Raw genomic sequence first — 25,606 nt, 5'->3', positions numbered from 1 at the left:
GTTAAGGAGTGTAACGACGCAGGATGACGCGACGCGTCTCGCCGATAGCGTGAAGCGGCGGCCGCGGATTAGCGTCCGGAACGCGTGCCGTCCGTGAGCGAGGAGGCGTCATCGCCGTGATCCGTGTCGTGCTCGACTTCTTCGTCGGATGCATCGGAAACGGGGGGCGTATGCGGCACGCTGCGCACCTGCGCAGCACGTTTGGTCGCGCTCGCCGCCGCCTCGCGGGCTTCGCGCGCCGCGGCTTTCTCGGCGACGCTCTTGAGCGCGGCACTGAGTGCATCGGGGGCTTTGGGCGCGCGCAGGCGGTCGACGATGCCCGCCACCTTGATCTGCTCGCTCGTCGCGTTGAAATTGAGCACCGCGCGCCGCATGAGCTCGCTTACGCTGATGCCGAGCGTGTCCGCCGTTTTGCTGATGGCCAGCTTCTGCGCGGGAGTCACGAAAACAACGATGCGTTCGCTGGGTTTGGTCGTCATGAGCGGCTCGCAAACAGTAAGGCGATCGTAAAGGCGATCGCGGCTTCGGTTCATCAAACAACGGGCACGACAGCGCTGGCGCAGGTCGGGTAGTGGGGCGCGGGGAACCTGCGATCCATGCAACCATCATATCGGTTTGTGCGCGGCGGTGGGTGTGGCCCACGCCGCATCACACGCGCGATGAGCATCGCGCAAAAGAGACGCGCGATCAACGACTTGGGCATTTTCTCATACGGTTGTCCACAAGGCTCTCAACACTTTCTGTGGGTAACCTCGCATTCATGCCGATTCGACCGGCCGGCGGCATTTACTTACAAAAAATCTCCGGCGGTTTTGTAGCGGCTCGCCCGAATTCTTTAAAATGCACCGTTACCCTCGGTCGAAACCGGCCCGCCATTCGCTCGTCCCGTCTTTGCAGTAGCGCCGCACGCGGCGCATCGCAGCGCGGCAGCGCGCGCGCTTCACAGCGCGCCGAACGATCCCAGTCATGCCTATCATCAAACGACCCGATTCATCGAAATCATCGCGACACGATCGCGAACCCCGCTGGAACAGCCTCAACGATGCAAAGAACGCCGACAGCGGCGGACGCAACGGCGGCAACGGCGGTGGCAATGGCCGCGGCGGTCGCAATGGCCGCAATGACCGCGATAACCGTGACGATCGCAACGGCCGCTCACCGCTGGCGCGCATCGGGCTATGGTTCGCCGGAATCGCCGCCATCGGCGTGGTGGTGGGCGCGCTCATCGTCGGCTATGCGGTCGTCGTCATGGGCCCGAACCTGCCGTCGCTCAATGCGCTCATCGACTATCGGCCGAAGGTGCCGTTGCGCGTCTATACCGCCGATCACGTGCTGATCGGCGAATTCGGCGAAGAGCGCCGCAGCCTCGTGCGCTTTCAGGATATTCCCGATCAGATGAAGAAGGCCGTGCTCGCGATCGAGGACTATCGCTTTTACGAACACGGCGGCGTCGACTTCATCGGCATTCTGCGTGCGGGCGTGACCGACCTGATGCACGGCGGCGCATCGCAGGGCGCGAGCACGATCACGATGCAGGTCGCGCGCAACTTCTTCCTGTCGAGCGAGAAGACTTACACGCGCAAGATCTACGAGATGCTGCTCGCATACAAGATCGAGCGCGCGCTCACGAAAGATCAGATTCTCGAGCTGTACATGAATCAGATCTATCTCGGCGAGCGCGCATACGGCTTTTCGGCGGCCGCGCGCGTGTACTTCGGCAAGGACCTGAAGGACATCACGCTCGCCGAGGCGGCGATGCTCGCGGGACTGCCTAAGGCGCCGTCGGCATATAACCCGGTCGTCAATCCAAAGCGCGCGAAAGTGCGTCAGCAGTACATCCTGAAGCGCATGCTGGATCTCAATTTCGTCACGCGCGAACAGTACGATCAGGCCGTCGCGGAAGAGATTCATACGAAGTCGGGCGGCACCGAATACGGCGTGCATGCCGAATACGTCGCGGAAATGGTGCGGCAGATGATGTACGCGCAGTACAAGGAAGAGGCGTACACGCGCGGCCTCACGGTCACGACGACGATCGATTCCGCCGATCAGGACGCCGCGTACAAAGCCGTGCGCAAGGGCGTGATGGATTACGAACGGCGTCACGGTTATCGCGGGCCCGAGGGCAACATCAATCTGCCGTCGAACGCGGATGACCGCGCCGAGGCGATCGAAGACGCACTCGTCGATCATCCCGACAACGGCGAGCTCGTCTCGGCGGTCGTCACGGGCGCGAGCCCGAAGCAGGTGACGGCGCAGTTCGTCGGTGGCGATACCGCGACCATTACGGGCGAAGGGCTGCGCTTCGCGGCGGCGGGGCTGCGCGCCAATGCGTCGAAGGCGCTCGCGATCAAGCCGGGCTCGATCGTGCGACTGTCGAAAGACGGCAAGGGCGCCTGGCAGATCACGCAATTGCCGCAGGTCGAAGGCGCGCTCGTATCGATGACGCCGCAGGACGGCGCGATCCGCGCGCTCGTCGGCGGCTTCGACTTCAACAAGAACAAGTTCAATCACGTGACGCAGGCATGGCGTCAGCCGGGCTCGAGCTTCAAGCCGTTCATCTATTCGGCCGCGCTCGACAAGGGCATCGGACCCGCGACCATCATCAACGACGCGCCGCTGTATTTCCCCGCGGCGGGCGGCGGCGATGCTTGGGAGCCGAAGGACGACGATCAGCCCGACGGCCCGATGTCGATGCGCACCGGCTTGCAGAAGTCGAAGAACCTCGTGTCGATCCGCATCCTGTCGTATATCGGCACGGGCTATGCGCAGGACTTCGTCACGCAGAAGTTCGGCTTCGACAAGGACAAGACGCCGCCTTATCTGCCGCTCGCACTTGGCGCCGGACTCGTCACGCCGTTGCAGCTCTCCGGCGCGTACTCGGTGTTCGCGAACGGCGGCTATCGCATCAATCCGTATCTGATCGCTGACGTCGCCGACGCGCGCGGCAGCGTGATCTCGCGCGCGAGCCCGCTCATCGCAGGCAGCAACGCGCCGCAGACGCTCGATCCGCGCAACGCGTACGTGATGAACAGCCTGCTGCATACGGTCGCGACGCAGGGCACGGGTTCGGGCACCAACGTGCTCAAGCGCAACGACCTGCAGGGCAAGACCGGCACGACCAACGACGCGAAAGACGGCTGGTTCGCGGGGTATCAGAAACAGCTCGTCGCGGTGGCGTGGATGGGTTACGACCAGCCGAAGACGCTCGGCAGCCGCGAGTTCGGCGCGCAGCTCGCGCTGCCGATCTGGGTCGAGTACATGGGCCGCGCGCTGCGCGGCATTCCGCAGGAACAGATGGCGAAGCCGGATGGCATCACGACCGTCGACGGCGAGCTGTTCTACGCGGACCGCACGCCGGGCGCGGGCTTCGTCGCGAGCATCGGGCTGGACAACGCCAATCCGATGGCAGGCGACGCCACGACGATGGGCGGCGTCGGTCCCGCGGGCATGCAGGCGCCGCCCGCACCGCAAGTCACGACCGACGAGCGCAAGCAGATCATGGACCTGTTCAGCAAGCACTGACGGCGTGTTTTTGCTTCGCGCAAAAAAAGCGCGCCGGGTTCTCGCGGACCCGGCGCGCTTTGCTTTGGGAAGGGACCGTTATTTGCCGACCGTCGCCGCCGACTTCACCGCGCAGTTCACGTCGAGCGTGGACTTGTCGGCGAACGTGAGGGTGAGGGGAATCGTCGAGCCGACCTTGAGCGGCTTGCCCGGCTCTTCGAGCATCAAGTGATAGCCCTTCGGCGCGAAGCTCAGGGTGCCATGCGCGGGCACATCGACGGAATCGACGTGCGACATCGTCGCCGTGCCGTTCTTCGTCTCCGACTTGTGCATCATCGTCATGCCGAATGCGGGCGTCTCGGCTGCGGTGATCGTCGCGGGCTTGTCGCCGTTGTTCGCGACGGTGAAGTAACCCGATGACGGCAGGTTTGGCGGCATCGCGCGAACCCAGCAATCGCGGGCTTCGAGCGTCGCGGCCTGAGCGATGGAAGCGCAGGCGAGCGCGCCCGCGAGTACAGCGATCTTTTTCATTGCGTTCTCACTTGACGGTGAAGTTGTTGTGGCCTTGCGTGCGATGCCCGTCCGCCGCGACCGCGGTCCATTGCACCTTGTAGACGCCCGGGGCGAGCTCGCCGAGCGCGACGCTCATGTGCTTCTTGTCGTTGTTGTCGACGATGGATTTCGCGGTGTTGACCTGCGTGCCCTGCGCATTGGTGACGATGAGCTTGCTGAAGGTCGGTTCGAGCGCCTCGCCGAAGTCGATCGAGACTTCATGCGGCGCGCTGACGGTCGCACCGGGGCCAGGGTTTTGGAGCTTCGGCAAAGCATGCGCGAACGCGAGCTGCGCCGAGCCGATGAATGCGAGCGCGAGCGCGCCGCGCACGAGCGATGATGAAAGCATGATGTGTCCTTGCATGCCCGAAGCAGTTCGCGCTTCGAGCGATGTTTGCGATGTGCGTAGTGAAGGCTTGCGTGTTTGCGCGGAATCAGACGAAAGCGGGTGGCGCGCGCGGCCGGGCGGCACTGAGCAACGCGCGGCGGGGGGCATCGGTGAGTGGAGGCGCGGCGAAGACTTCGCGCGATGAAGATACGAAGCCGTCCTTGTCGATCGATGTGGGCGGCGTCGGCGCGTGCGCGATGAGATCGCAATAATCGCACGCGTGCAGATGACCGGCGACGCCGTGTTGCGGATGATGCGGCGCTTGCGGCGTTTGCGTATCGGTCGCGCATACGGAAGCAAGCAGCGATTCGATGCGCGCATGCTCGAGCGTCTGCGATGCGGCGGGCGCGAGCGAAAGCAGCAGCATCGCGCATAGTGCCGCGAACCCGCCGACCTTCCTCATGATGCTCCGACGCAAATGCTGCATGCCGCGCTCGATACGATGATGAACGAACGATTATGCCACGCGTGTTTCCATGCTCTTCGCTTCGCGCCGGGATGCATCGACGCAGGGCTGCTTTCATCGATCGATGAGTTTTCTTCGTTCGAAGCAAACAAGGCATTGCGCCGGACTAAGCGATGACTTATAATCTTTTCTTCGACGGACGCGGGGTGGAGCAGTCTGGCAGCTCGTCGGGCTCATAACCCGAAGGTCGTAGGTTCAAATCCTACCCCCGCAACCAACACCGTCCAGCATTACATCGAAAAGCCCGGTCAAGCCGGGCTTTTTGCTTTTCAGCGCGTGATTATCGATGCATTCGGTACACGCAGACGAAGTCGCAATTGCACCGTTCCATGACCGACCCGCACGTGGCGGCATCAACCGCGCATGTCAAAATCGCAAAGGTCCGGTGCAGCAGTCACAGCAGTCACACGCGCCTACCATTCCCAGGCACACGCATAAAGGAGTCGCTCGCTCATGGACATTCCACACGTTCTGCAAGCCATCGCGCGTCAGGAACATACGCTCGTCTTCCCGCAATTTCATGCGGAGCACGCGTGGCAGATCGGCTCTCAACTGCGCGAAATGGCGCTGGCGCGCGATGCGGCCGTCGTGATCGACGTGCGCACATTCGGGCGCAAGCTCTTCTATGCCGCGCTCGACGGCACGACGCCGGACAACGCGCGCTGGGTCGAACGCAAGTCACGCACCGTCGAGCATTTCCACCGCAGTTCCTATGCGCTCGGCCTCGCGCTGCAGCAGGCGGGCGTGACGCTCGCCGACAAGTACGGCCTCGATATCGCCGAGTTCGCGACGCATGGCGGCGCGTTTCCCTTGCGCGTATCGGGCGCGGGCGTGATCGGGTCGGTGGCGGTGTCGGGACTTCCGCAGCGCGACGATCATCAAATGGTCGTCGAAGCGCTGTGCGCCGTGCTCGGCGCGGACTTCGGCAAGCTGTCGCTCGGACACGAGTGACGTCATCGATCAAACGACGAACGACAAACACCAAACGAACGAATACGACAACACGATGCGCTCAACCGCTTATGTGCTCCTCGCCATCGCGATCGTCGCTGAAGTCATCGCGACTTCCGCGCTGCGCGCCTCCGACGGCTTCACGCGCGCGCTTCCCGCGGCCATCGTCGTGGTCGGATACGGGCTGTCGTTCTATCTGCTGTCGCTGACGCTGCGCGCGTTGCCCGTCGGCATCGTGTATGCCGTGTGGTCGGGCGCGGGCATCGTGCTCATCACGCTCGTCGCCGCGCTCCTCTTCAAGCAGACGCCCGATCTGCCTGCCATGTTCGGCATGGGCCTGATCGTCGCGGGCGTCGTGGTGCTCAATGCGTTCTCGAAGATGAGCGCGCACTGACGGCGTGCATGACCCGGCTTACTTGCAGCGCACGATCATCGAGCGGTTCTTGACGTTCGCCGAGATCACGTTGTTGATGCCGCCGCCCGTCGGGCCGCCTTCCTCGTTGTCCTTCGACACGATGTCGTAACCCGTCGCGCCGCATTTCTTGCCGGCGAGCACATAGCAGCTTCCCCAGGTCGATCCGGCGTCCGCGCCGCTGCAGTTGACGGCGTAGCCGGTCTGTCCGTCGGGCAGGTTGATGAGCGACGCCTCGTTCGACGACGCACACGCGCCAAGGCTCGCGACAGCGACGGCAGCCGCGCCGAGCGTGGCCGCGCGCAACCATGTGAAGCGCGAAACGGCGCCGCCATGCGCGACGCGTGCGGGGATACGGCGCATGCGCCGGCCGGGTTCCTTCATCTCTACCTCGTGAAAATCGTGAAAAAGGAATTGCGATGTGCGCCGTTCACCGCGGCTTCGCGGCGAGGGCGCTTTTTGAGATGTGCATTGTCCCATACGCGGCTTACGCGGCACGTAAGAGGTTGTTAGCGGCGTGACATGGGCGCCATCGCGGCATCCGGCGCGGGCGCGTTGCTTGCGAAAGAAAGATGACAAGTGCCTGCATGCGCTGGCCATATCCGATGAACTATTTTCCGGATTGCGCGCCTTATGTCATTGGATTATCGGTTGGAATTGCCTGTTCGATGACGCATGCGGATCGGCGCACACGCGGCACGTAAAAAATGGGAGGTGAAGCATGGCAGAACGAGTCACGGGGCCATATCGAGGGTTTTACATCAGCGCTTCGGCGCGGCTCGTGCAAACGCACACCGATGGCGACGACGGCGCTCCAATCTATGTCGGGTCGGTGAGCCTCGCGCGCGGCGGCCCGGACGACGCGCATCGCTTCGAGGCGCTCGTCGACCTCGGGCCCGAGCGGCGCTTTGCCACCGAAGGCGAAGCGCTCGAGCATGTGGAGCAGGCGGCGCGCGAGTACATCGACCGATTGCTGCAATCGACGTGATGCGTCCCATACATCTTCGACATCCGGTGCTGTACGACGTCGCGAATTGCCTCATCGATTTGTTTCCGAGCGGCGCGGACGTCGCGGAAATCGGCCACGAGGCGATGCCCGCGCTCTTCGTGAGCTGGCGCACGGGCGGGGTGGCGAATCATCCTGGCAACATCGCGTGGGGCGTGCATTACCGTTTCGATGCGCAGGTGCTGCGTGACTATCCGCATCTGCCCGACGAAGCGCGCGACCGCGTATGCGAGCGCGTGCGCGAAATGAGCCGTCTGCTCGACTTCAACTATGCCGATCCGCTGGCGAGCTCGCTGCTCGTCGTGGATGTCGACGAATCGGTTCTGGCCGCCTGAAACGCCGCACCATGCGGGGTGCTGGACCGTGCGGCGCGAGCGCGAGTACCATAGTCGCCGAATCGATTCATGCGATCGTTTGCGGCGCTGCAAACGATCGCATCGCTTCGAACCGCGGCCACGCCCCAGCAACGAGACAATCATGAATATTCGATTCCTCCCGGACGCGCCCGATTACCGCGATTCCAACCTGACCGTCGAGTTCGCCGCGATCGTCGATGGCAAGCGCGTGCCATGCGCCATATCGGTGGAAGCGCTGGAAGATCACTTCGGGGCGCAAAGCTATGACAGCGCCGGCTGGATCGATGCGTTCGATGCGGGTCGCTCGCGCATCGAAGCGGTCGCGCGCGAGCATCTGCGCGTGACCAACGGCATGCCCGTGCTGCTGAAAAGCGGACACTTCCCGCCGGGACGCGTGACGGTCTGATGCATTTCCGGCCCACGCGAACGTCGTCCCTTACACGGCCGATGTAAGACCTCCACCGCGCGGTCCTTCATATCGATACGAGATACATTGCGCCGCCTTCCGCGTGATCGCGCAACGGAGTACCATCTCGATATTCGCCGCACGCGATGCGATTCGCTCGGCACATTACTTGCTCAACGGCATGCGTTGTCTTGAGCACCATTATAAAAATCGCGCGGGGTCGTCATGTTTCATTCCTTCTTTCACTCACTTATCGAGTCCAATGCGCTATGGCTCATCTGGGCAGCCGTCGGTGTGCTGATTCTCGGCTTCTGCATCCTGTTCGCCTCGGTCGTGCTGGGCGAATCGGACGAGCCGCTTTATCGCGCTGCATCGCGGCGCGACGACGACAGCAAGATGACCGTCTGAGCGCCCGCCGGCGCGCCGCGATTTGACTTCGAAAGAGGTGCTGCCGACAATGCCTCGCATGGGTCCGCAGGAGCGGCGCACCGAGCAGCGACGCGAGCAGCGTCAGGCGCTGCGTGAGCGCATACTCGAAGTCTCGCGCGAGATCGTGAAGCGCGAAGGGTTCGCGTCGCTGTCGATGAGAAAGCTGGCCGAGGCGATCGACTATTCGCCCGCCGCGCTCTATCTTCATTTCAAGAGCCGTGGCGAGATCGCGCGGGCGTTGCGCATGGAAGGCCACGCGAGTCTGCGTGACGTGTTTCTCGCGCATACGACGATCGCGGACCCGGCCGCGCGACTGAACGCAATGGCGCGCGCGTATGTCGAATTCGGGCTGGCCGAGCCCGAGACGTATCGGCTGATGTTCATGGAGCCCGCAGCGCACGCCGATCCCGACGCGGAAGGCGACGACCGCGCGGGGAAGGCGGCCGCGACCGGTGCGGCGACGCTTTCGCTGATCGCGGATGCGTTCGTCGAGTTGCGCGCGGCCGACCGGCTGCCGCCGCACGCCGCGCCGCTCGCCTGTGCGGAAGGGCTGTGGGCGAATCTGCATGGCATCGTCGCGCTGAATCTGAATGGCGCGTCGTTGCCCGAGACGCCGGCCGCGACGCTCGTCGAGTTGTCGCTCGACGCGTGGTTCGCGCCGGTCAACGGAATTGAAGCTCGAGGATCCGATCCTCGAAACCGACCCGACACTTCAACACGATGACCACCGAAGACATCCGTATCGACACCGCCAACGGCATCGGCTTCATTGCGCTCGATCGTCCGAAGGCACTCAACGCGTTGACCCCGCCGATGCTGCGCGCGATCAGCGAGGCATTGCGCGCGTGGCGCCACGATCAGGCGATCCGCGCTGTCGTCGCCTATAGCCCGCACGTGCGCGCGTTTTGCGCGGGCGGCGACATCCGCTTCCTGTACGAGTCCGCGAAGGCAGGCGAGCGCGACGCGATCGACGCATTCTTCACCGACGAATACAAGCTCAATCACGCGATCTTCACGTTCCCTAAACCGTATGTCGCGGTGATGAACGGCGTCGTGATGGGCGGTGGCATGGGCATCTCGCAGGGCGCGCATCACACGGGCGGGCTGCGCATCGTCACGCAGTCGACGAAGATGGCGATGCCCGAGACGCGCATCGGCCTCTTTCCCGATGTCGGCGTGAGTTGGTTCCTCGCACGCGCGCCGGGCGCGATCGGCCGTTATCTCGCGGCGACGGGCGCGACTCTCGCCGCCGCCGATGCGCTCTATGCCCGCATGGCCGACGCCTATCTCGACGATGAAGCGCTGCCGGGCCTCATCGAATCGCTGCGGCACCAGCGCTTTCTCGATGGCGTGGAGATCGTGCGCTTCGTGCAGGGCGAAACGACGAAGCACAAGGTCGCGCCGATTCCGGAGAAGAGCGAGCTAGCCGCCGCGCGCACGATGATCGACAAGCACTTCGCGGCGGGCAATGGCGCGGCGATCGTCGCGTCGCTGGAGCGCGAGGCCGACAACGGCAACGACTGGGCGAAGCGCACGGCGGCCGAACTGCGCGAGCGTTCGCCGCTGTCCGTCGATGTAGCGCTGCAGCAAGTCGATCGCGCCAGGTTCTCCACGATGGCCGAGACGCTGCGCCGCGACCTCGATCTCACGCGCACGATGTTCGAACGTGGCGACGTGATGGAGGGCATCCGCGCGCGCATCGTCGACAAGGACAACGAGCCGCGCTGGAAGATCGCTCGCGCCGAGGATGTGAACGCCGCGGATGTGGACCGCATGTTCGAGAGCGCGTGGACGCCGGCGGCGCATCCGCTGCGGTTGCTCAAGGACTGAAACGCGAAGCGGCCCGTCGGGGCCGCTTTCGCTTCGCACCATGCAGTTCGAACGCTAATCGAACGTCAGCGTGATTCGCTGCCCGCCATGAAGGCGCGCATGAAGACGAGCGCGCCCCAGCCCCACATCGCATTGGCGATGAAGCTCGGAGCCAGACGCGGCAGCATGTTGCCGCTCGGCCAGATGCCGCGCGCCGGATCGATCACGAACGCGCCGACCGCCGTGAGCACGATGCCGCCGAACACGAGTGCGCCGATCCACGGTGCGCCGTGATCGGGCGCGACACGCAGAAGCCACGCCATCAGAACGGCGAAAAGCGAGCTCCACAGCGCATTGGCGATGAATTCGGGAATGCCGAGCGGCAGGAACGGGATGGTGGAAAAGCCGGCCGGATCGATGACTCCCGCTGCGTGCAGAAGCGCCAGGGTCGATTCGCGAAAGAAGAGCGCGGCGAGAAAACCAGAAACGAGCGGCAGGATGACTTTTTGCATTGGCTGGACCGCCTGAGGCCGTAAGGCGCGGTTCTCTACGTTATCGAAACGAGCGCCATTATAGTGGCGTCGCGCGCGCTTCGAAGCCGGTCCGATGCCGTTGTCTCGCTATTTCGCGATCGCGTCGCTTGCCGGGCTGTGATGTAGCATGCGGTCGCTGTTCGGCGGCGGGGTCGGTTTCTTGACCGGCATGTTGTCGGGGTTGTCGGGGCGCGTCGCGCTCGCGGAGGGCGCGCCGGGTGCGCCCGGTGGTTTCACCATCGAAGCGTTGTCGTCGGGGCGGGCGGTCTGAGCGTGAGAGGCGAGGGTCGTGAAGAGCAGAAGGGCTGCTGCCGCGAGATGATGCCGGGCCATGTTTGGTCTCCGCGAAGGCGAGACCTGATTCGCGTGCATCGCGCGTGCCCGGGACGGCCCACAAAGCAAAAAGCCCAGTCGCACGACTGGGCTTTTTGCATGAATTCTCGGTGGGGTGGCTGATGGGACTCGAACCCACGACGACAGGAATCACAATCCTGGACTCTACCAACTGAGCTACAGCCACCACTGTTACCGCGATCTCGACTGCTTTAGAACTGCTGCAGCAATCAAGAAGCGAGATTATACGAACAAAGATTGCGCTTGCCTAGTCCTTTTGAGCATCTTTTCCCGACGCCCAGGCTTCAGGATTCCATCGCTTCCACGGCCTCGCGAAGTTGCCCGCGCGCCTCGTCGAAAATCGTCAAGTCGCCAGTGGCGAGGCGGCGATTGTCCGACAGCACGCGACGCCATCCGCGTGCGCCTGCCACGCCGCGATACAGCCCGAGCGCATGCCGCGTCACGGCGCCGAGATACGTGCCGCGCGCGAGTTCGTGGCGCGCATAGTCGATCAGCCCCGCTTCGATCTCTTCGCGCGAGGGAACCGGCGTATCCGCGCCATAGAAGCGCGTGTCGACGCCCGCGAGCACATACGGATTGTGATAAGCCTCGCGCCCGAGCATCACGCCGTCGACGTGCTTCAGATGTTCCTCGACTTCATCGAGCGTCTTGATGCCGCCGTTGATCGAAATCTCCAGATGCGGGAAATCGCGCTTCAACCGATACGCGTACTCGTACTTGAGCGGCGGAATCTCGCGGTTCTCCTTCGGGCTCAGGCCTTTGAGAATCGCGTTGCGCGCATGCACGATGAACACCTCGCAACCCGCATCGGCGATGGTGCCGACGAAATCGCGCACGAACTCGTAGTCTTCGACCGTATCGACGCCGATGCGATGCTTGACCGTCACCGGAATCGATACCGCGTCGCGCATCGCCTTCACGCAATCCGCGACGAGTTGCGGCTCTTTCATCAGGCACGCGCCGAATGCGCCGCGCTGCACGCGCTCCGACGGGCATCCGCAGTTCAGGTTGATTTCGTCGTAGCCCCATTGCTCGCCGAGCTTCGCGCTTTTCGCGAGATCGCCCGGCTCGCTGCCGCCGAGTTGCAATGCGACGGGCGCTTCGGCGGGCGTGAACGCGAGATGACGCGCGACATCGCCGTAAAGCAGCGCGCCCGTCGTCACCATTTCCGTGTAGAGCCAGGCGTGGCGCGACACGAGCCGGTGCAGGGAGCGGCAATGCCGGTCGGTCCAGTCCATCATCGGAGCGACGGACACGCGGCGGGGGCTGATCTTCGATACGGCTGACATGGGCGACGGCGGCCGCGCTTTCGGGCGAGCCGCTTGAATCTGAAGGGGAATCGACAATTTTACCGCAGCGCGACAATTCGGTCGCGTGTGCGCGCGTCACGTCGCAAACGCAAACCGCCTCTCGCCCACCGTGCTAGCATTTTCAAACCACCCCAAAAAGACGACATGGGAGGCAGATATGGCTACTTTGGCGATCGACGGTGTGCGCTGGACCAACGACCGTGTGACCAGCGTGCGCTGGGGCAGTTTCGATCCGGGCGCCAACGCCTGGGCCGCGCCCACGACCATCGTGGATGTCCAGCAGGTCGTGGACGCCATCAAGAGCGGCAAGGAAGTCCGCACGCTCTTCATACTCGGCGGCCGCACGTTTCTCGGCCCGAAAGTCGCCGCGCTGCCGTACGCGAACGGACATATCGGCATCGAGGCGCGCGTGCAGGACGGGCAGATCGAGAAATCGCTCGAAGACCTGCCGGCCGTCTGAGCACCTCGCAAAAGGGCGCCGCTTCGCCGGCATCACGGCAGGCGCCCGGCTCGCGGAGACAAGCGTTGAATCGAGAACAGGCGCTCCGGTTCGAGACCGAGTTCATGCCGCGCATCGTCGAGCGCGTGACGCGTGTCGCCGGTCACGGTGTGCGCGCCGCCATCCTTCCGTACGAAAATCCGCGTGTGCCGACGCGTCTGCAGGTGAGCGCCGAGCGGGCCCCGGGCGAGGGCGACGGGCGTCGACACGTCTACGCCTGTCCGCTCAACGTGTTTCTCACCTGGGACGACGAGGAAATCGAGCGTCTGCTCGGTGTTGGCGGCGAGGCCCGATTCCTGCGTTATCTCGATGCAATCGCCGCGAAGCTCGACGCGTGGCAGGGCGCACGCGAGGTGGATCTCGCGACGCGCTCACAGGCGGAACCGTCGGTGCTGTTCGGCGGTCTGGATTTCGAAGCCTGATCACGGCGGCCGGCTGCCGCCCGTTAGCGCCCGTTCAGCCGACGCATCGCATCGCCGGTTCTGCGCATCCCGCATCGCCGGCTGGGCGCATCAACGTGAACGAGGAGGTCGGTATGGCATCGTCGAATGAAGGCAATCTGCGCGCATTCGTGCAAACCGCGGAACAGGCGGGCGGCTTCGTCTGGGTCATCGCGCTCGTCGATTTCAACGCGCGCGAAGTCAAGCGCGCGATGGTTTCCGAGGAAAACTTCGCCACGGCCGACGCGGCCCGCGACGCCGGCACCGATCGTCTCAAAGGGATGTCGAACGACCACTGATCTCACGGCGCGCGCCGGGCGGCGGACTCACTTCGTCGCGATCACCATCGAATCCGCTCCCACGAGCGGCTCGACGCGCGCCGTCGCAAATCCCGCCTCGCGCATCCACGCGCAGCACTGCGCGCCGGTGTAATCGAAGCCGCCTGGCGTCTCGATCAGCATGTTGAGGCTCATGAGCAGGCCGAACGCATTCTGGCGTCGCTCGTCGTCGATGATCGCGTCGTACACGATGAGGCAGCCGCCCGATGGCAGCGCCGCGTGGCACTTCGCAAGTAACGCGCGTTTCTGCTCCAGGTTCCAGTCGTGCAGGATGTGCCCCATCACGAGCACGTCGGCCGAGGGGCACGCGTCCTTGAAGAAATCGCCGGGATAGAAGCGCAGCCGGTCCTGAAGGCCGTTTGCGGCGACGTAGTCATCGAACACCGGGCCGACCACCGGCAGGTCGAAGCCGCCGCCCGTCAGATGCGGATGCGCCAGTGCGACCTGCACGGGCAGCGCACCCTGCGCCGCGCCGATGTCGATGAACGTGCTGTACTCGCTCCACGGAAACTGCCGCGCGATTGCCTTCGCCGCGCCCATGCTGACGCCGCTCATTGCGTGGAGAAAGCCGCGCAGACGCGCCGGATCGCTGTACAAGGTTTCGAAGAGATTGCCGCCATGCTTCGCTTCGTTCTGCGGCAGCCCGGTGCGCAGCGCTTCGGTGAGCGATCCCCAGAACGGGTAGAGACGCGCGTTCGCCATCTCCAGCAGGCCGCCGACATACGACGGCTTGTTGCGGTCGAGGAAGAAATCGGCATCGCTCGCGTTCGCGTAGAGGCCGTTGTCGCGCGTGAGCAGATCGAGCGCGACGAGCGTATCGAGAAAATCCAGCGCCCCGCGCGGATGCAGCCCGAGCGCCTTCGCGAGATCGTCCGCCTGCCGCGGACCGTTCGACAGCGCCGTGAAGACGCCCAGTTCGACCGCCGAGAGCATCGCCTTCGATGCCCAGAACGCCATGCCGATTTGCAGCAGCCGTTGCGGATCGGGGTTCGCGCTCGTAGCCTCTTGCATGATGTGCCTCCTGTCGGAAGTACGACTGCGTAACTCTAGATGCCGCGCGTATCGGGTTCAAGGGGATATGTTGGCCGTCATACGCAGAAATCGCGCAGAATCACACAGCCGAAACACGTTCGACGATATCGAACGTGTGCATCAACCGCGTCGCACGGCAGCGCCCAACTCCGCGTCCATAATGGCTTCACACTGATCAACGTTCACAAGGACAACATCATGAACCGCTTCGAAGGCAAGACAGTTCTGGTTACCGGCGGCAACAGCGGCATCGGTCTCGCGACGGCGCAGGCATTCGCCGCGGAAGGCGCGCGGGTCGTCATCACGGGCCGCGACGAAAGCTCGCTCGCAACGGCGCGCGCGTCGCTCGGCGCTAACGCGCTGGCGATACGCAACGTGACGGGCACGGTCGAATCGGCGCGCGAACTCGCGCAACGCCTGACCGACGCAAACATCCGGCTCGACGCGGTGTTCGTCAACGCGGGCATCGCCACTTTCGGGCCGTTCACGGACATCGACGAACGCGCCTGGGACGAGACCTTCGCGATCAACGTGAAGGGTCCGTATTTCCAGATCCAGTCGCTGGTGCCGCTCTTCAACGAAGGCGCATCGATCGTGCTGAACGGTTCGATCAACGCGCATATCGGCATGCCGATGTCGTCGATCTATGCGGCGAGCAAGGCCGCGTTCGTGTCGCTGGCGAAGACGCTGTCGGCGGAATTGCTGCCGCGCGGCGTGCGTGTGAATGTCGTGAGTCCCGGCCCGGTCACGACGCCGCTGCACGACAAGCTCGGCCTCGCCGACGATGCCGCCGCGCAACTGCGCAGCCAGATCCCGCTCGGCCGTTTCGGCAAGTCGAGTGAAGTGGCGGCGACGGTGCTGCATCTCGCATCGCCGGAATCGGGGTTCATCGTCGGCACGGAGATCATTATCGACGGCGGCATGAGCCAGCTTTGAGTCGACCGTAAGTGCCGCGCTTTGCGACGCATCCCGCGCAAAGCCGGCGCACAATCTCGCGAGGCAAGCACACGGGGCATCGGCATGAGCGAGAACGAGAACGAGCACGAGCACGAAGGGGGCGGCGATGCAGCGGCCGCGCGCGAGGCGCGCTATCGCCGCTACGAAGCCGCAGGCGAAACGTCGGTGCGCGCGGACCTCGACGAATCCGCGGACGCCGACCCCGAAGCGCCGTTCAAGCGTGCGTGGCTGCGCGGCAAGGACGCGACGCGTCAGGACGAGCAGTTCCGTGCGATGTTCGCCTCGGTCAATTCCGCCAACGACGCGGCGCAGCTCGCGCGCGACTCGGCGCAGGCGTCGCGCCGTTCGGCTTTCTGGACGATGATCGCGGCGCTCGCGGCGACCACCGGCGTGATCGTCAATGCGGCGATCGCGCTCGGATGGCTCGACTGGCTGCGACGTTAGCGCACGACGCGCACCGCGGGCTGCAGTTCGCCCCAGCTGACGAGGATTTGCTGGATGCTGCGCGCATAGGCATCGCGATGCTTCGGCGATTCCGAGTGATACGCGCCGATCGCCTGCCACGTGTTGCCGTACTTCACCATCTTCTGCTTCAGAAGCCACGCGGCGACGAACACGTTGACGCACGGATCGGCGAGCGCGCGGCGCGGGATGCCGTTACGCGCGAGGTCGGGAAAATGGACGGAGTTGATCTGCAACTGGCCGATATCGATCGAGCCGTTCGCGTTGTGGTTGATCGCGGCGGCATCGCCTTTCGATTCGCGCCACGCGACCGCGCGCAACACGAGCGGATTGACGCCCTGATAGGCGCCGGCCTGCTCGAAGCAATCGTCGGCGCGCGCGGCGCTCGCAAATAGCGTCGCGCCGAGCAGAACGCAGGCGGCGAGGACGCCGAACGTCGAATGGATCATGAAACGGGCTCCTTCTGGCGATGAGCGACGCGGCTTACTGCGCGAGCGCGTTGTCGATGCGAAGCTCGATGTCCTTCAGATAGACGCGCGATTCGTCGGACACGACGAGGCGCGGTTCGGGACTGCATTTGCAATCGGCGACGCGGCGCGTTTTCTTGCCTTTCTTGGTTGCGGGACGGGCGATCGGATCGTCGTCGCTGGTTGCGGGCGGCAGCATCGCGAGCGTCGGCAAAGGCGGATAGACCTTCTGCACGGCCGGGCCGAGCGCGGCGAGCGTTTGCACCGACGCGGGCGCGCTGACGTCGAGCGGACCGGCGAAGGCGCTCGACGTGAGCAACAGGCCGGCGGCGGCAATCGGGAAAAGACGGGAGATTCGGCGCATCGCGTCAGCCTCCCTGCGTCGGCTTGATCGACACGCTGTAGGGCTGTCGCGCGCTGGCGGTCAGGTTTTCGAGACTGAGCCGCACCGTGTGCTTCGCCGGAACGCCTTTCCAGATCGCCTGATTGAGGTACGGGAAGTCCTGCGCGAGCGCGGTGACGAGAATGGTCGTCGGCTGCTTTTGCGCGGCGGCGAGCGCGCCCGCTTTCGCGAGAATCGCGCTCAGTTGCGGATCGCGCGCGCCGAGGGCGTCAGCGGGAATCTCGAAGCGAATGATGTCGGCGGAATTCGCCGGCTTGTCGGTCTGGGCCGTGCTGGCCGCGGGCATCGGCGCGCAGCCGGTCAGGGCGACCGCGACGGCGATGGCAAAAAGTGACGCTGCCCACTTCACTGGCATCTCCTGATTGAGTCATGGCGATATGCGAGTTGTCGGCGCGGGCACGCGTGACTTGATAGCCGTGCGCAAACGTTTCGCCAATTAGCAAGACTTGACTCAGAAGACGCCGATTCGAGGAAGCGGCGCGCACGAATCACGACGATCGGCGCGGCGCCCTTGCCGGCGTGACAGCGGCATGACGATCAGATGCGCCACCACGCGCCGACCTTCGGTTCGGCATCGAGCGCGCGGAGAAAGTCGTCGGCGAAGGCGTCGGCGGCACGCTGCCAGTCTTGCGAGCCTTCGGGGAGATCGTGGGGATTTTTCAGGCCGCGCGCGTGACGGATGACGGCGACCGTTTCGGTCAGGGCGGCGAGTGCGTCGAGGGTGTGGGCGTTCATACCGCGGTTATCGGCGCGGGCGGTCGAGGGTTTAGGGGAGAGATCCAAAATTGCCAAATCGTACCAATGTTGGTACATTCAGCGCGATCAGGTGATGTCGCCGATGCGGCGCAAAAATATCCACCGACACCAGTACCGAGACCTGCACCGAGAGCTTTCGCCTATGAAATTCGCGTATCAAAGAGAAAGAAGGACGAGAAGTAATTCAGCCCCTCGTACTGAAAGTCCGATTCTTTCGGCAAACCAGCGGCAATGAGCCGGTTCGTGAATGGCTGAGTAGCCTGGACTCGTCGGGCAAGAAGGCGATTGGCGCTGACATCAAGACCGTGCAGATCGGTTGGCCACTCGGCATGCCGCTCGTTCGAAAACTGAAGAAAGATCTATGGGAAGTTCGGATTCATCTACATCAACGAATCGCGCGAGTTCTGTTCACAGTAAAGAACGGAGAGATGATTCTGCTTCATGGTTTCATCAAGAAATCGCAGGCGGTTTCCAAGGGCGATTTCGAGCTGGCAGAGACTCGCATGAGAGAATTCCATGACGGAGTGCCATATGACTAAGAAACATGTCGGCAGCGATTTCGACGATTTCCTCGAAGAAGAAGGCATCCTCGAGGAAGTGACTGCCACCGCCATCAAGCGGGTGATCGCCTGGCAGATCGAGCAGGAAATGAAAGCGCAGCACATCACCAAAACGGCGATGGCGGCAAAGATGAAAACGAGCCGCTCGGCGCTCAACCGGTTGCTCGACGCGAGCGATCCAAGCCTCACGCTAACGACTCTGGCAAGCGCCGCGGCAGCGCTCGGCAAGAAGTTTAGATTCGAGCTCGTGAACGGGTCATAAACCCCTCACACCTTCGGCTTCCGATGCCCCGAAACAAGCGCTCCCGCGTCGCGTGAAAGCCCGAACAGATCGAGCACGCCGATCAATCCCACGAACGCGACGATAAGAAACGCGACGCTGAAATCCTCGGGCCCGACCGAACGCGCATCGTGGCCATGAAACCACTCGCCGACGCGCAGCGCGATCGCGCCGATCGCGACGCCGATGCCCATCGTCATCTGGAAAAGCGTGCTGGACAGCGCCGATGCGCCGCTCATCTGCGCTGTCGGCACGTCGGCGAAAGCGAGCGTGTTCAGCGCGGTGAACTGCAGCGAACGTGACAAGCCGCTCGCGAACAGCACGACGACGATCAGGAGCCTGGGCGTCGCCGGCGTGAGCAGGCTCATCGCGGCGAGCGACAGCGCGGCGATCACGCCATTGACGATCAGCACCGGACGGAAGCCGAACCGGCGCATCACGGGCGTCGTCACGAGCTTCATTGACAGATTGCCCGCGAACACCGCGAGCGTGAGCAAACCCGATTCGAACGCGTTCATGCCGAACCCGACCTGGAACATCAGCGGCAGCAGAAACGGCGCCGCGCTGATCGCGATGCGAAAGAGCGAGCCGCCGCCCATCGCGACGGCGAAAGTCTTCACCTTCAGCGCCGACAAATCGACGACCGGCTGCGCCGCCCGCCGCAAATGCCGCCACGACGCGAGGCCCGCCACCACACCCACCGCGACGAGCACGCCGACGAAGCGCCAGTCCGCATCGCTGCGGCCGACGAGTTCCATCGCGTAGAGCAGCGTCGTGCACGCGATGCCGCAGAGCGCGAAGCCCGGCAGATCGAAGCGGCGCTTCGCGTCCTCGCGCACGTTGTCGATATGGCGCAGCGTCAGCAAGAGGCCGATCAGACCGAGCGGCACGTTCAGATAGAAGATCCAGCGCCACGACGAATACGTCGTGATGAAGCCGCCGAGCGGCGGGCCGATCACCGGCGCGACGAGCCCCGGCCACGTGATGATCGCGATCGCGCGCATCAGGCCTTCCTTGGGCGTCGCGCGCAGCACGGCGAGGCGGCCGACCGGCACCATCATCGCGCCGCCGATGCCCTGCAGCACGCGCGCCGCCGCGAAGGCGGGCAGGGTCGAGGTCGTCGCGCACAGCACGGACGCCGCCGTGAATACCGCGATCGCGCTGGCGAACACCGTGCGCAGGCCGAAGCGGTCGGCGGCCCAGCCGGAAATCGGAATGAAGACGGCGAGCGTCAGCAGATACGCCGTGATGCCGAGGCTCATGTCCGCGGGATGCACGTTGAACGAGCGCGCCATCTGCGGCAAAGCGGTGGCGATGATCGTGCCGTCGAGGTTCTCCATGAAGAACGTCGCCGCGACGAGCATGACGATGAGCGACGAGCTCTTGTTCTTCTCGCGATCGCTGGCGGACGGCATCGGACGGGCACTCCTCTTCGTGTATCGGGAAGGCTGCCATTCTAGCCGCGACAGCAGAGCTTTCGCGGCTATGGTAGGTTTTGCGATTGCCGGAAAACCAGCCAGAAGTCATTTCCGACAATGCGCCAACGCGATGCCAACAGCGCGCAAACAACAAGCCAACAAGAATGAGGACAGAGCACATGAAGTTTCGGAAACTGGGTGATTCGGGTGTCGACGTCAGCCTGATCGGGCTCGGCACCATGACCTGGGGCGAGCAGAACACCGAGAGCGAAGCGCACGAACAGATCGATTACGCGCTCGGCGAAGGCGTGAATCTGATCGATGCCGCCGAAATGTACCCGGTCCCGCCGCGTCCCGAAACGCAGGGCCGCACGGAGCAATACATCGGCACCTGGCTCGCGAAGAATCCCGCGAAACGCGGCGATATCGTGCTCGCGACGAAGATCGCCGGACCCGCGCGCCAGCCGCACAATCCGCGTCACATCCGCGGCGCGGGCAATCAGTTCGATCGCAAGAACCTGAATGAAGCCATCGACGGCAGTCTGAAGCGCCTGCAAACCGATTACGTCGACCTGTATCAGTTGCACTGGCCCGACCGCAACACGATGACCTTCGGCCGCCCGTCGTATCCGTATATCGACGACGAGTACACGGTGCCTATCGAGGAAACGCTCGCCGTGCTCGCCGATCTCGTGAAGGCGGGCAAGATCCGTCATGTGGGCGTGTCGAACGAAACGCCCTGGGGCGTCGCGCAATTCCTGCGCGCAGCCGAAAAGGCGGGGCTGCCGAAGATCGTCAGCATTCAGAATCCGTACAGTCTCGTGAACCGCACCTACGAATTCGGCCTGTCGGAGTTCACGCACCGGGAAGGCGTCGGGCTGCTCGCGTACTCGCCGCTTGCGTTCGGCTGGCTGTCCGGCAAGTACGAAGGCGGTGCACGTCCGGCGGGCGCGCGCATCACGCTCTATGAGCGCTTCCAGCGTTACAGCAAGCCGCAGGCGCTCGCGGCGATCACGTCTTACGTCGAACTGGCGAAGCGCCACGGACTCACGCCGACGCAACTCGCGCTCGCGTTCGTCAACACGCGGCCGTTCACGACCAGCACGTTGATCGGCGCGACGTCGATCGCGCAGCTGAAGGAGAACATCGAGAGCGTGAACGTCGAACTGTCGGAAGAAATTCTGGCCGAAATCGACGCGCTGCACGAACGTCAGCCGAACCCGGCCCCGTGAAATTTCCTGTGCGCTCAACGATTTGACGGAGAATCGCATGGATCGGGCGCGGATGTGTCAGCATTGACGTTCGCGTCTTCGTCCGATATCGCTTGGTAACGCCGGACTCACTTTTGGCCCGTACTCTGCCGTAATGCCGCCCGAATCCTGCAATGCGGGATTCGCGGCGCGCTCCTCGTGTCACCCGCGGTGCAGTGCCGGCACCAAGGCACTACACTTGCTCGATGGTCCTGGTTGCCCGCTGCGGCGCCTTTCGCCACAGCGCGCTCTTTGCAAAGGAGTCGTCGCTCATGTCTCAAGCATCATCGCAGGACAAAGATCTCGATCGCCTCACGATCGATACCATCCGCACGCTTTCGATGGACGCCGTGCAAAAGGCCAATTCCGGCCATCCCGGCACACCGATGGCGCTCGCGCCCGTCGCATTCCATCTCTGGCAGAACCATCTTCGCTACGATCCGGACGCGCCGCTCTGGCCGAATCGCGACCGCTTCGTGCTGTCGGTCGGTCATGCGTCGATGCTGCTGTACTCGTTGCTGCATCTCGCGGGCGTGAAGGAAGTCGACGACGACGGCAAGCCGACCGGCAACGCCGCCGTCTCGCTCGACGACATCAAACAGTTCCGCCAGATCGACAGCAAAACGCCCGGCCACCCGGAATTCCGCCTGACGACGGGCGTCGAGACGACCACGGGGCCACTCGGGCAAGGGCTCGGCAACAGCGTCGGGATGGCGATGGCCGCGCGCTGGAAGGAAGCGCGCTTCAACAAGGGCAAGGACACGATCTTCGATTACCGCGTCTACGCGCTCTGCGGCGACGGCGACATGATGGAAGGCGTGTCGCACGAAGCGGCGTCGCTCGCGGGGCATCTGAAGCTCTCGAACCTGATCTGGATCTACGACAGCAACACGATCACCATCGAAGGCCATACGGAGCTCGCGTACAGCGACGACGTCGAAGCGCGCTTTCACGGCTACAACTGGCACACGCTGCATGTCGATGACGCCAACGATGCGCAGGCGCTCGAAGACGCCATCAACAAGGCGAAGTCGCACACGGACAAGCCGACGCTGATCGTCGTGAAGAGCATCATCGGCTGGGGGGCGCCGAACAAGCAGAACACCGCGAGCGCGCACGGCGAGGCGTTAGGCGAAGAGGAAGTGAAGCTCGCGAAGAAGTTCTACGGATGGCCGGAAGACAAGCAGTTCTACGTGCCAGACGGCGTGATGCAGCATTTTGCCGACGGCATGGGCGCGCGCGGCAAGAAGGCGCACACGGAATGGAAGCAGCGTTTCGATGCCTATGAAAAGGCCCAGCCCGAGCTCGCAAAAGAAGCGTGGATGATGCTGCGAAACGAGCTGCCCGAAGGCTGGGAAAGTGCGATTCCGACATTTGAAGCGGACCCGAAGGGGCTCGCCACGCGCGATTCGTCGGGCAAGGTGCTCAACGCGATCGCCCAGCGCATTCCGTGGATCATCGGCGGTGCGGCGGACCTGTCGCCATCGACGAAAACCAATCTCAAGTTCGAAGGCGCGGGCAGCTTCGAGCACGACAGCTACGGCGGCCGCAACCTGCACTTCGGCATACGCGAGCACGGCATGGGCGCGGTCTGCAACGGCCTCGCGCTGTCGAATCTGCGGGCGTACGGATCGACGTTCCTGATTTTCAGCGACTATATGAAGCCGCCGATCCGCCTATCCGCGATCATGGAAGTGCCGGTGATCTACGTGTTCACGCACGATTCCATCGGCGTCGGCGAAGACGGCCCGACGCATCAGCCGATCGAGCAGCTCGCGACCTTGCGCGCGGTGCCGGGCCTCTGCCTGCTGCGTCCCGCCGATGCCAACGAGGTCGGCGAAGCATGGCGCGTCGCGCTGTCGCACACCAGGGAACCGTCGTGTCTCGTGCTGACGCGGCAGGCGCTTCCGACCTTCGATCGCAAGAAATACGCATCGGCGGAAGGGGTACGGCGCGGCGCGTACGTGCTCGCCGATACGGAAGGCGGCAAGAAGCCCGAAGTGCTGTTGCTCGCGACCGGCAGCGAAGTCTCGCTGTGCGTCGAGGCCTACGAGAAGCTGAAGGCCGAAGGCGTCGCGGCGCGCGTCGTGTCGATGCCCTCGTGGGACATCTTCGAGCAGCAGGACCGGGCGTACAAGGAATCGGTGCTGCCGCCCGACGTGCATGCCCGCGTCTGCGTCGAGCAGGCCGCGACGATCGGCTGGGACCGCTATGTCGGCCGCCTGGGATCGCAGATCGTGATGCACACGTTCGGCGCGTCGGCGCCGCTCAAGGCGCTCAAGACGAAGTTCGGCTTCACGCCGGAGGCGGTCTACGACGCCGCGAAGAAACAGATCGAACGCGTCAAATCCAACGGCAAGGAGTGAACCATCATGCAGATCGGCATCGTGGGACTGGGTCGTATGGGCGGCAACATCGGGCGGCGCCTGATGCGCGACGGGCATACGTGCGTCGTGTACGACCACGCCCCTGAAGCGACCCAGGCGCTGGCGAGCGAAGGCGCGACCGGCGCCAGGGATCTGGGCGACCTCGTCGCAAAGCTCGACGCGCCGCGCGTCGTCTGGCTGATGTTGCCTGCCGGCAAGATCACGGAGGACACGCTCAACGATCTGCGCAAGATCCTCGGCGCGGACGACGTGATCATCGACGGCGGCAACAGCTTCTACAAGGACGACATCCGCCGCGCCGCGCAGTTGCGCGAGCAGGGCATTCATTATGTCGATGTCGGCACGTCGGGCGGCGTCTGGGGCCTGACGCGCGGCTATTGCATGATGATCGGCGGCGATGAGGCGGTGGTGAAGCGCATCGATCCGATTCTCGCGACGCTCGCGCCCGGACGCGGCGACATTCCCGAAACGCCGGGACGCGAAGGGCGCGATTCGCGCGTCGAGAACGGCTATATGCATTGCGGCCCGGTCGGCTCGGGGCACTTCGTAAAGATGGTCCACAACGGCATCGAGTACGGATTGATGCAGGCGTATGCCGAGGGTTTTCACATCCTGAGGCACAAGGACTCGAAGGAGCTTGCGGAAGGCGAGCGCTATTCGCTCGATCTCGCGGATGTGGCGGAGGTGTGGCGTCGCGGCAGCGTGGTGTCCTCGTGGCTGCTCGATCTGACCGCGGGCGCGCTCGCCACCGACGGCACGCTCGAACGCTTCTCGACCGAAGTCGCGGACAGCGGCGAAGGGCGCTGGACGATCGAGGCGGCTATCGAGGAAGCAGTGCCCGCGCAGGTGCTGTCGGCGGCGCTCTATACGCGTTTTCGCTCACGCGACGCCGAATCGTTCCCCGAGCGCATGCTGTCGGCGATGCGCTTCGGCTTCGGCGGGCATCACGAGTTTCCGGTGAAGTAACGCTTCTGTTCGACGATGCAGAAACGGCGATGGACTTTCACAGTCCATCGCCGTTTTCATTTCATCATGCGCCGCCGGAAGAGCCACGCGCACACGAAGAACGGCACGATCGCATACGCGATCAATACGCCGACATGCAGCGCCACGCCGTCGAACGGGCGGGCGAGCATCGCACAGCGAATCAGTTCCACCGCATGATAGAGCGGCAGCGCCTGCGTGACGTGCCGGGCGAGCGCGGGCAACTGCGCAATCGGGAAGAACACGCCGGAGAGCAGCAGCATCGGCGTGAGCGCGAGCGTCTGATAGAACATGAAGAAGTCGTAGCTCGGCGCGAGCGCGGTGACGACCATCGCCGTGCTCGCGAACGCGAGTCCCGTCAGCACGATGATAGGCACCGCGATCAGCATCGACGGAAATTCCGCATAGCCGAGCGCGCCCGCGACGAGCATGATCGCCACGCCCGACAACACCGACTTGCTCGCGGCCCAGACGATCTCGCCGAGCACGATATCGCCGAGCGTGAGCGGCGTGTGCATGATCGCTTCCCACGTGCGCTGCACGTGCATGCGCGAGAAGCCGGAGTACATCGCTTCGAAGCTCGACGACATCATCACGCTCGATGCCACCGTGCCCGCCGCAAGAAACGCGATATACGACACGCCATCGACACGACCGACCATCAACCCGAGGCCGAGTCCCAGGCCGAACAGATAGATCATCGGGTCGGCGAGATTGCCGATCATCGAGGCGATCGCGAGCTTCTTCCAGACGAGATAGTTGCGCCGCCACACCGACATCCAGTGCGTGGCGTTCGCGGGCAGCGCGTTGGACAGGGGCGACAGATTGTCCGAATGCTTCGGCTGCGTGCGCGCGCGTTTCCGGTCGACGCGCGATTGTTCGAGCGTATCCATGAGC

Annotated in this window: 33 protein-coding genes, 2 tRNA genes and 1 pseudogene; 20 read left to right on the top strand and 16 right to left on the bottom strand. The window is 64.0% G+C overall.

The window, feature by feature from the left end; translation table 11 throughout:
- Positions 1-191: 191 nt before the first annotated feature.
- Positions 192-479: pseudogene (locus AWB74_RS27930) on the bottom strand (plasmid mobilization protein); the annotation flags it as partial.
- A 487-nt stretch (positions 480-966) separates the two neighbouring features.
- On the opposite strand from AWB74_RS27930, the gene AWB74_RS27925 reads away from it, so the two are divergent.
- On the top strand, positions 967-3,525 hold the full coding sequence (locus AWB74_RS27925; RefSeq protein WP_061149882.1) for a penicillin-binding protein 1A: 2,559 nt from the start codon (positions 967-969) through the stop codon (positions 3,523-3,525).
- Between the two features lie 78 nt (positions 3,526-3,603).
- Here the strand turns inward: AWB74_RS27925 and AWB74_RS27920 are convergent, their stop codons facing one another.
- From AWB74_RS27920 to AWB74_RS27910, 3 genes are all read right to left on the bottom strand, one after another.
- Positions 3,604-4,035, bottom strand: coding sequence for a copper chaperone PCu(A)C (locus AWB74_RS27920; RefSeq protein WP_061149881.1), 432 nt, complete (start codon positions 4,033-4,035; stop codon positions 3,604-3,606).
- Positions 4,036-4,042: 7 nt separating this feature from the next.
- Positions 4,043-4,405 carry a copper resistance CopC family protein gene (locus tag AWB74_RS27915; RefSeq protein ID WP_061149897.1) on the bottom strand — a complete coding sequence of 121 codons (363 nt, stop codon included), beginning with the start codon at positions 4,403-4,405 and terminating at the stop codon, positions 4,043-4,045.
- Positions 4,406-4,490: 85 nt separating this feature from the next.
- Positions 4,491-4,847, bottom strand: coding sequence for a DUF2946 domain-containing protein (locus tag AWB74_RS27910; RefSeq protein WP_235024692.1), 357 nt, complete (start codon positions 4,845-4,847; stop codon positions 4,491-4,493).
- Between the two features lie 203 nt (positions 4,848-5,050).
- On the opposite strand from AWB74_RS27910, the gene AWB74_RS27905 reads away from it, so the two are divergent.
- From AWB74_RS27905 to AWB74_RS27895, 3 genes are all read left to right on the top strand, one after another.
- A tRNA-Met gene (locus tag AWB74_RS27905) sits at positions 5,051-5,127 on the top strand.
- A 236-nt stretch (positions 5,128-5,363) separates the two neighbouring features.
- The gene (locus AWB74_RS27900) at positions 5,364-5,861 is read left to right on the top strand and encodes a heme-degrading domain-containing protein (RefSeq protein ID WP_061149879.1); all 498 of its coding nucleotides are present in this window, start codon (positions 5,364-5,366) and stop codon (positions 5,859-5,861) included.
- Positions 5,862-5,916: 55 nt separating this feature from the next.
- Positions 5,917-6,255 (top strand): DMT family transporter, encoded by a 339-nt coding sequence (locus tag AWB74_RS27895; RefSeq protein ID WP_014191191.1) that lies wholly within the window; start codon positions 5,917-5,919, stop codon positions 6,253-6,255.
- An 18-nt stretch (positions 6,256-6,273) separates the two neighbouring features.
- Here the strand turns inward: AWB74_RS27895 and AWB74_RS27890 are convergent, their stop codons facing one another.
- On the bottom strand, positions 6,274-6,657 hold the full coding sequence (locus tag AWB74_RS27890) for a hypothetical protein (protein WP_061149878.1): 384 nt from the start codon (positions 6,655-6,657) through the stop codon (positions 6,274-6,276).
- Positions 6,658-6,994: 337 nt separating this feature from the next.
- Between AWB74_RS27890 and AWB74_RS27885 the strand changes: the two genes are divergently transcribed.
- The 6 genes from AWB74_RS27885 to AWB74_RS27860 all read left to right on the top strand — a co-directional run bounded on the left by AWB74_RS27885 (position 6,995) and on the right by AWB74_RS27860 (position 10,300).
- The gene (locus AWB74_RS27885) at positions 6,995-7,261 is read left to right on the top strand and encodes a hypothetical protein (protein WP_061149877.1); all 267 of its coding nucleotides are present in this window, start codon (positions 6,995-6,997) and stop codon (positions 7,259-7,261) included.
- Positions 7,261-7,614, top strand: coding sequence for a hypothetical protein (locus AWB74_RS27880; RefSeq protein WP_235024691.1), 354 nt, complete (start codon positions 7,261-7,263; stop codon positions 7,612-7,614). The genes AWB74_RS27885 and AWB74_RS27880 overlap by 1 nt, the downstream gene beginning before the upstream one ends.
- Before the next feature lie 142 nt (positions 7,615-7,756).
- Positions 7,757-8,041, top strand: coding sequence for a DUF1488 family protein (locus AWB74_RS27875; protein WP_061124684.1), 285 nt, complete (start codon positions 7,757-7,759; stop codon positions 8,039-8,041).
- A gap of 225 nt (positions 8,042-8,266) precedes the next feature.
- Positions 8,267-8,449, top strand: coding sequence for a hypothetical protein (locus AWB74_RS27870; RefSeq protein WP_061149875.1), 183 nt, complete (start codon positions 8,267-8,269; stop codon positions 8,447-8,449).
- A gap of 49 nt (positions 8,450-8,498) precedes the next feature.
- Complete coding sequence (locus tag AWB74_RS27865) at positions 8,499-9,194, top strand: TetR/AcrR family transcriptional regulator (protein WP_235024690.1); 696 nt, start codon at positions 8,499-8,501, stop codon at positions 9,192-9,194.
- Positions 9,191-10,300, top strand: a complete 1,110-nt coding sequence (locus AWB74_RS27860) for an enoyl-CoA hydratase/isomerase family protein (RefSeq protein WP_061149873.1) — start codon at positions 9,191-9,193, stop codon at positions 10,298-10,300. Before AWB74_RS27865 ends, AWB74_RS27860 begins: the two co-directional genes overlap by 4 nt.
- 65 nt (positions 10,301-10,365) lie before the next feature.
- Here AWB74_RS27860 and AWB74_RS27855 read toward each other — a convergent pair whose 3' ends face one another.
- The 4 genes from AWB74_RS27855 to dusA form a co-directional block, all read right to left on the bottom strand.
- On the bottom strand, positions 10,366-10,791 hold the full coding sequence (locus tag AWB74_RS27855) for a hypothetical protein (RefSeq protein WP_061149872.1): 426 nt from the start codon (positions 10,789-10,791) through the stop codon (positions 10,366-10,368).
- Positions 10,792-10,899: 108 nt separating this feature from the next.
- Complete coding sequence (locus AWB74_RS27850) at positions 10,900-11,145, bottom strand: hypothetical protein (protein ID WP_087039222.1); 246 nt, start codon at positions 11,143-11,145, stop codon at positions 10,900-10,902.
- Between the two features lie 111 nt (positions 11,146-11,256).
- A tRNA-His gene (locus AWB74_RS27845) sits at positions 11,257-11,332 on the bottom strand.
- Between the two features lie 118 nt (positions 11,333-11,450).
- Positions 11,451-12,455: a tRNA dihydrouridine(20/20a) synthase DusA gene (gene dusA, locus AWB74_RS27840; protein WP_061149871.1), complete on the bottom strand. Its 1,005-nt coding sequence runs from the start codon at positions 12,453-12,455 to the stop codon at positions 11,451-11,453.
- 178 nt (positions 12,456-12,633) lie between these two features.
- Between dusA and AWB74_RS27835 the strand changes: the two genes are divergently transcribed.
- The 3 genes from AWB74_RS27835 to AWB74_RS27825 all read left to right on the top strand — a co-directional run bounded on the left by AWB74_RS27835 (position 12,634) and on the right by AWB74_RS27825 (position 13,714).
- Positions 12,634-12,936 (top strand): hypothetical protein, encoded by a 303-nt coding sequence (locus AWB74_RS27835; protein ID WP_061149870.1) that lies wholly within the window; start codon positions 12,634-12,636, stop codon positions 12,934-12,936.
- 65 nt (positions 12,937-13,001) lie between these two features.
- The gene (locus tag AWB74_RS27830) at positions 13,002-13,397 is read left to right on the top strand and encodes a DUF5594 family protein (RefSeq protein WP_087039221.1); all 396 of its coding nucleotides are present in this window, start codon (positions 13,002-13,004) and stop codon (positions 13,395-13,397) included.
- 113 nt (positions 13,398-13,510) lie between these two features.
- Complete coding sequence (locus AWB74_RS27825; RefSeq protein ID WP_061149868.1) at positions 13,511-13,714, top strand: hypothetical protein; 204 nt, start codon at positions 13,511-13,513, stop codon at positions 13,712-13,714.
- 27 nt (positions 13,715-13,741) lie between these two features.
- On the opposite strand, the gene AWB74_RS27820 is transcribed toward AWB74_RS27825, so the two are convergent.
- On the bottom strand, positions 13,742-14,764 hold the full coding sequence (locus AWB74_RS27820; protein WP_061149867.1) for a methyltransferase: 1,023 nt from the start codon (positions 14,762-14,764) through the stop codon (positions 13,742-13,744).
- Between the two features lie 219 nt (positions 14,765-14,983).
- Here AWB74_RS27820 and AWB74_RS27815 point away from each other — a divergent pair, with 219 nt between their 5' ends.
- Together AWB74_RS27815 and AWB74_RS27810 are read left to right on the top strand one after the other, a co-directional pair.
- A complete protein-coding gene (locus tag AWB74_RS27815) occupies positions 14,984-15,721 on the top strand; it encodes an SDR family oxidoreductase (protein WP_061149866.1) in 738 nt (245 codons plus the stop codon).
- A gap of 84 nt (positions 15,722-15,805) precedes the next feature.
- The gene (locus tag AWB74_RS27810) at positions 15,806-16,186 is read left to right on the top strand and encodes a hypothetical protein (protein WP_061149865.1); all 381 of its coding nucleotides are present in this window, start codon (positions 15,806-15,808) and stop codon (positions 16,184-16,186) included.
- On the opposite strand, the gene AWB74_RS27805 is transcribed toward AWB74_RS27810, so the two are convergent.
- From AWB74_RS27805 to AWB74_RS27790, 4 genes are all read right to left on the bottom strand, one after another.
- Entirely contained in the window at positions 16,183-16,653 is a 471-nt protein-coding gene (locus tag AWB74_RS27805) for a lytic transglycosylase domain-containing protein (RefSeq protein ID WP_061149864.1), read from the bottom strand. The genes AWB74_RS27810 and AWB74_RS27805 overlap by 4 nt on opposite strands.
- A gap of 34 nt (positions 16,654-16,687) precedes the next feature.
- On the bottom strand, positions 16,688-17,035 hold the full coding sequence (locus AWB74_RS27800) for a hypothetical protein (RefSeq protein WP_061149863.1): 348 nt from the start codon (positions 17,033-17,035) through the stop codon (positions 16,688-16,690).
- Between the two features lie 4 nt (positions 17,036-17,039).
- A complete protein-coding gene (locus AWB74_RS27795; RefSeq protein ID WP_061149862.1) occupies positions 17,040-17,429 on the bottom strand; it encodes a hypothetical protein in 390 nt (129 codons plus the stop codon).
- A 182-nt stretch (positions 17,430-17,611) separates the two neighbouring features.
- Positions 17,612-17,887, bottom strand: coding sequence for a hypothetical protein (locus AWB74_RS27790; protein WP_235024689.1), 276 nt, complete (start codon positions 17,885-17,887; stop codon positions 17,612-17,614).
- 98 nt (positions 17,888-17,985) lie between these two features.
- On the opposite strand from AWB74_RS27790, the gene AWB74_RS27785 reads away from it, so the two are divergent.
- Entirely contained in the window at positions 17,986-18,369 is a 384-nt protein-coding gene (locus AWB74_RS27785) for a type II toxin-antitoxin system RelE/ParE family toxin (RefSeq protein ID WP_235024695.1), read from the top strand.
- Positions 18,362-18,652, top strand: coding sequence for an XRE family transcriptional regulator (locus AWB74_RS27780; RefSeq protein ID WP_087039220.1), 291 nt, complete (start codon positions 18,362-18,364; stop codon positions 18,650-18,652). Before AWB74_RS27785 ends, AWB74_RS27780 begins: the two co-directional genes overlap by 8 nt.
- Before the next feature lie 5 nt (positions 18,653-18,657).
- Here AWB74_RS27780 and AWB74_RS27775 read toward each other — a convergent pair whose 3' ends face one another.
- Positions 18,658-20,085, bottom strand: a complete 1,428-nt coding sequence (locus AWB74_RS27775; RefSeq protein ID WP_061149859.1) for an MFS transporter — start codon at positions 20,083-20,085, stop codon at positions 18,658-18,660.
- Positions 20,086-20,267: 182 nt separating this feature from the next.
- Between AWB74_RS27775 and AWB74_RS27770 the strand changes: the two genes are divergently transcribed.
- The 3 genes from AWB74_RS27770 (at position 20,268) to gnd (ending at position 24,691) form a co-directional block, all read left to right on the top strand.
- Complete coding sequence (locus tag AWB74_RS27770; protein WP_061149858.1) at positions 20,268-21,320, top strand: NADP(H)-dependent aldo-keto reductase; 1,053 nt, start codon at positions 20,268-20,270, stop codon at positions 21,318-21,320.
- A 290-nt stretch (positions 21,321-21,610) separates the two neighbouring features.
- On the top strand, positions 21,611-23,704 hold the full coding sequence (gene tkt / locus AWB74_RS27765) for a transketolase (protein ID WP_061149857.1): 2,094 nt from the start codon (positions 21,611-21,613) through the stop codon (positions 23,702-23,704).
- A gap of 6 nt (positions 23,705-23,710) precedes the next feature.
- The gene (gene gnd / locus AWB74_RS27760; protein WP_061149856.1) at positions 23,711-24,691 is read left to right on the top strand and encodes a phosphogluconate dehydrogenase (NAD(+)-dependent, decarboxylating); all 981 of its coding nucleotides are present in this window, start codon (positions 23,711-23,713) and stop codon (positions 24,689-24,691) included.
- Positions 24,692-24,747: 56 nt separating this feature from the next.
- Here the strand turns inward: gnd and AWB74_RS27755 are convergent, their stop codons facing one another.
- On the bottom strand, positions 24,748-25,602 hold the full coding sequence (locus AWB74_RS27755; protein ID WP_268811207.1) for an ABC transporter permease: 855 nt from the start codon (positions 25,600-25,602) through the stop codon (positions 24,748-24,750).
- Positions 25,603-25,606 lie beyond the last annotated feature (4 nt).

The organism is Caballeronia arvi, assembly GCF_001544695.2.
Lineage (GTDB): Bacteria > Pseudomonadota > Gammaproteobacteria > Burkholderiales > Burkholderiaceae > Caballeronia > Caballeronia arvi.
The sequence above is the reverse complement of the archived record's forward strand: the minus strand, read 5'-3'. Positions and strand labels throughout refer to the sequence as shown.

Excerpts from the sequence above, each read along its gene's own strand:
- AWB74_RS27925 (WP_061149882.1), top strand. The coding sequence starts at position 967 with ATGCCTATCATCAAACGACCCGATTCATCGAAATCATCGCGACACGAT.
- AWB74_RS27920 (WP_061149881.1), bottom strand. The coding sequence starts at position 4,035 with ATGAAAAAGATCGCTGTACTCGCGGGCGCGCTCGCCTGCGCTTCCATC.
- AWB74_RS27915 (WP_061149897.1), bottom strand. The coding sequence starts at position 4,405 with ATGCTTTCATCATCGCTCGTGCGCGGCGCGCTCGCGCTCGCATTCATC.
- AWB74_RS27910 (WP_235024692.1), bottom strand. The coding sequence starts at position 4,847 with ATGAGGAAGGTCGGCGGGTTCGCGGCACTATGCGCGATGCTGCTGCTT.
- AWB74_RS27900 (WP_061149879.1), top strand. The coding sequence starts at position 5,364 with ATGGACATTCCACACGTTCTGCAAGCCATCGCGCGTCAGGAACATACG.
- AWB74_RS27895 (WP_014191191.1), top strand. The coding sequence starts at position 5,917 with ATGCGCTCAACCGCTTATGTGCTCCTCGCCATCGCGATCGTCGCTGAA.
- AWB74_RS27890 (WP_061149878.1), bottom strand. The coding sequence starts at position 6,657 with ATGAAGGAACCCGGCCGGCGCATGCGCCGTATCCCCGCACGCGTCGCG.
- AWB74_RS27885 (WP_061149877.1), top strand. The coding sequence starts at position 6,995 with ATGGCAGAACGAGTCACGGGGCCATATCGAGGGTTTTACATCAGCGCT.
- AWB74_RS27880 (WP_235024691.1), top strand. The coding sequence starts at position 7,261 with ATGCGTCCCATACATCTTCGACATCCGGTGCTGTACGACGTCGCGAAT.
- AWB74_RS27875 (WP_061124684.1), top strand. The coding sequence starts at position 7,757 with ATGAATATTCGATTCCTCCCGGACGCGCCCGATTACCGCGATTCCAAC.
- AWB74_RS27870 (WP_061149875.1), top strand. The coding sequence starts at position 8,267 with ATGTTTCATTCCTTCTTTCACTCACTTATCGAGTCCAATGCGCTATGG.
- AWB74_RS27865 (WP_235024690.1), top strand. The coding sequence starts at position 8,499 with ATGCCTCGCATGGGTCCGCAGGAGCGGCGCACCGAGCAGCGACGCGAG.
- AWB74_RS27860 (WP_061149873.1), top strand. The coding sequence starts at position 9,191 with ATGACCACCGAAGACATCCGTATCGACACCGCCAACGGCATCGGCTTC.
- AWB74_RS27855 (WP_061149872.1), bottom strand. The coding sequence starts at position 10,791 with ATGCAAAAAGTCATCCTGCCGCTCGTTTCTGGTTTTCTCGCCGCGCTC.
- AWB74_RS27850 (WP_087039222.1), bottom strand. The coding sequence starts at position 11,145 with ATGGCCCGGCATCATCTCGCGGCAGCAGCCCTTCTGCTCTTCACGACC.
- dusA (WP_061149871.1), bottom strand. The coding sequence starts at position 12,455 with ATGTCAGCCGTATCGAAGATCAGCCCCCGCCGCGTGTCCGTCGCTCCG.
- AWB74_RS27835 (WP_061149870.1), top strand. The coding sequence starts at position 12,634 with ATGGCTACTTTGGCGATCGACGGTGTGCGCTGGACCAACGACCGTGTG.
- AWB74_RS27825 (WP_061149868.1), top strand. The coding sequence starts at position 13,511 with ATGGCATCGTCGAATGAAGGCAATCTGCGCGCATTCGTGCAAACCGCG.
- AWB74_RS27820 (WP_061149867.1), bottom strand. The coding sequence starts at position 14,764 with ATGCAAGAGGCTACGAGCGCGAACCCCGATCCGCAACGGCTGCTGCAA.
- AWB74_RS27815 (WP_061149866.1), top strand. The coding sequence starts at position 14,984 with ATGAACCGCTTCGAAGGCAAGACAGTTCTGGTTACCGGCGGCAACAGC.
- AWB74_RS27810 (WP_061149865.1), top strand. The coding sequence starts at position 15,806 with ATGAGCGAGAACGAGAACGAGCACGAGCACGAAGGGGGCGGCGATGCA.
- AWB74_RS27805 (WP_061149864.1), bottom strand. The coding sequence starts at position 16,653 with ATGATCCATTCGACGTTCGGCGTCCTCGCCGCCTGCGTTCTGCTCGGC.
- AWB74_RS27800 (WP_061149863.1), bottom strand. The coding sequence starts at position 17,035 with ATGCGCCGAATCTCCCGTCTTTTCCCGATTGCCGCCGCCGGCCTGTTG.
- AWB74_RS27795 (WP_061149862.1), bottom strand. The coding sequence starts at position 17,429 with ATGCCAGTGAAGTGGGCAGCGTCACTTTTTGCCATCGCCGTCGCGGTC.
- AWB74_RS27790 (WP_235024689.1), bottom strand. The coding sequence starts at position 17,887 with ATGTACCAACATTGGTACGATTTGGCAATTTTGGATCTCTCCCCTAAA.
- AWB74_RS27780 (WP_087039220.1), top strand. The coding sequence starts at position 18,362 with ATGACTAAGAAACATGTCGGCAGCGATTTCGACGATTTCCTCGAAGAA.
- AWB74_RS27775 (WP_061149859.1), bottom strand. The coding sequence starts at position 20,085 with ATGCCGTCCGCCAGCGATCGCGAGAAGAACAAGAGCTCGTCGCTCATC.
- AWB74_RS27770 (WP_061149858.1), top strand. The coding sequence starts at position 20,268 with ATGAAGTTTCGGAAACTGGGTGATTCGGGTGTCGACGTCAGCCTGATC.
- tkt (WP_061149857.1), top strand. The coding sequence starts at position 21,611 with ATGTCTCAAGCATCATCGCAGGACAAAGATCTCGATCGCCTCACGATC.
- gnd (WP_061149856.1), top strand. The coding sequence starts at position 23,711 with ATGCAGATCGGCATCGTGGGACTGGGTCGTATGGGCGGCAACATCGGG.
- AWB74_RS27755 (WP_268811207.1), bottom strand. The coding sequence starts at position 25,602 with ATGGATACGCTCGAACAATCGCGCGTCGACCGGAAACGCGCGCGCACG.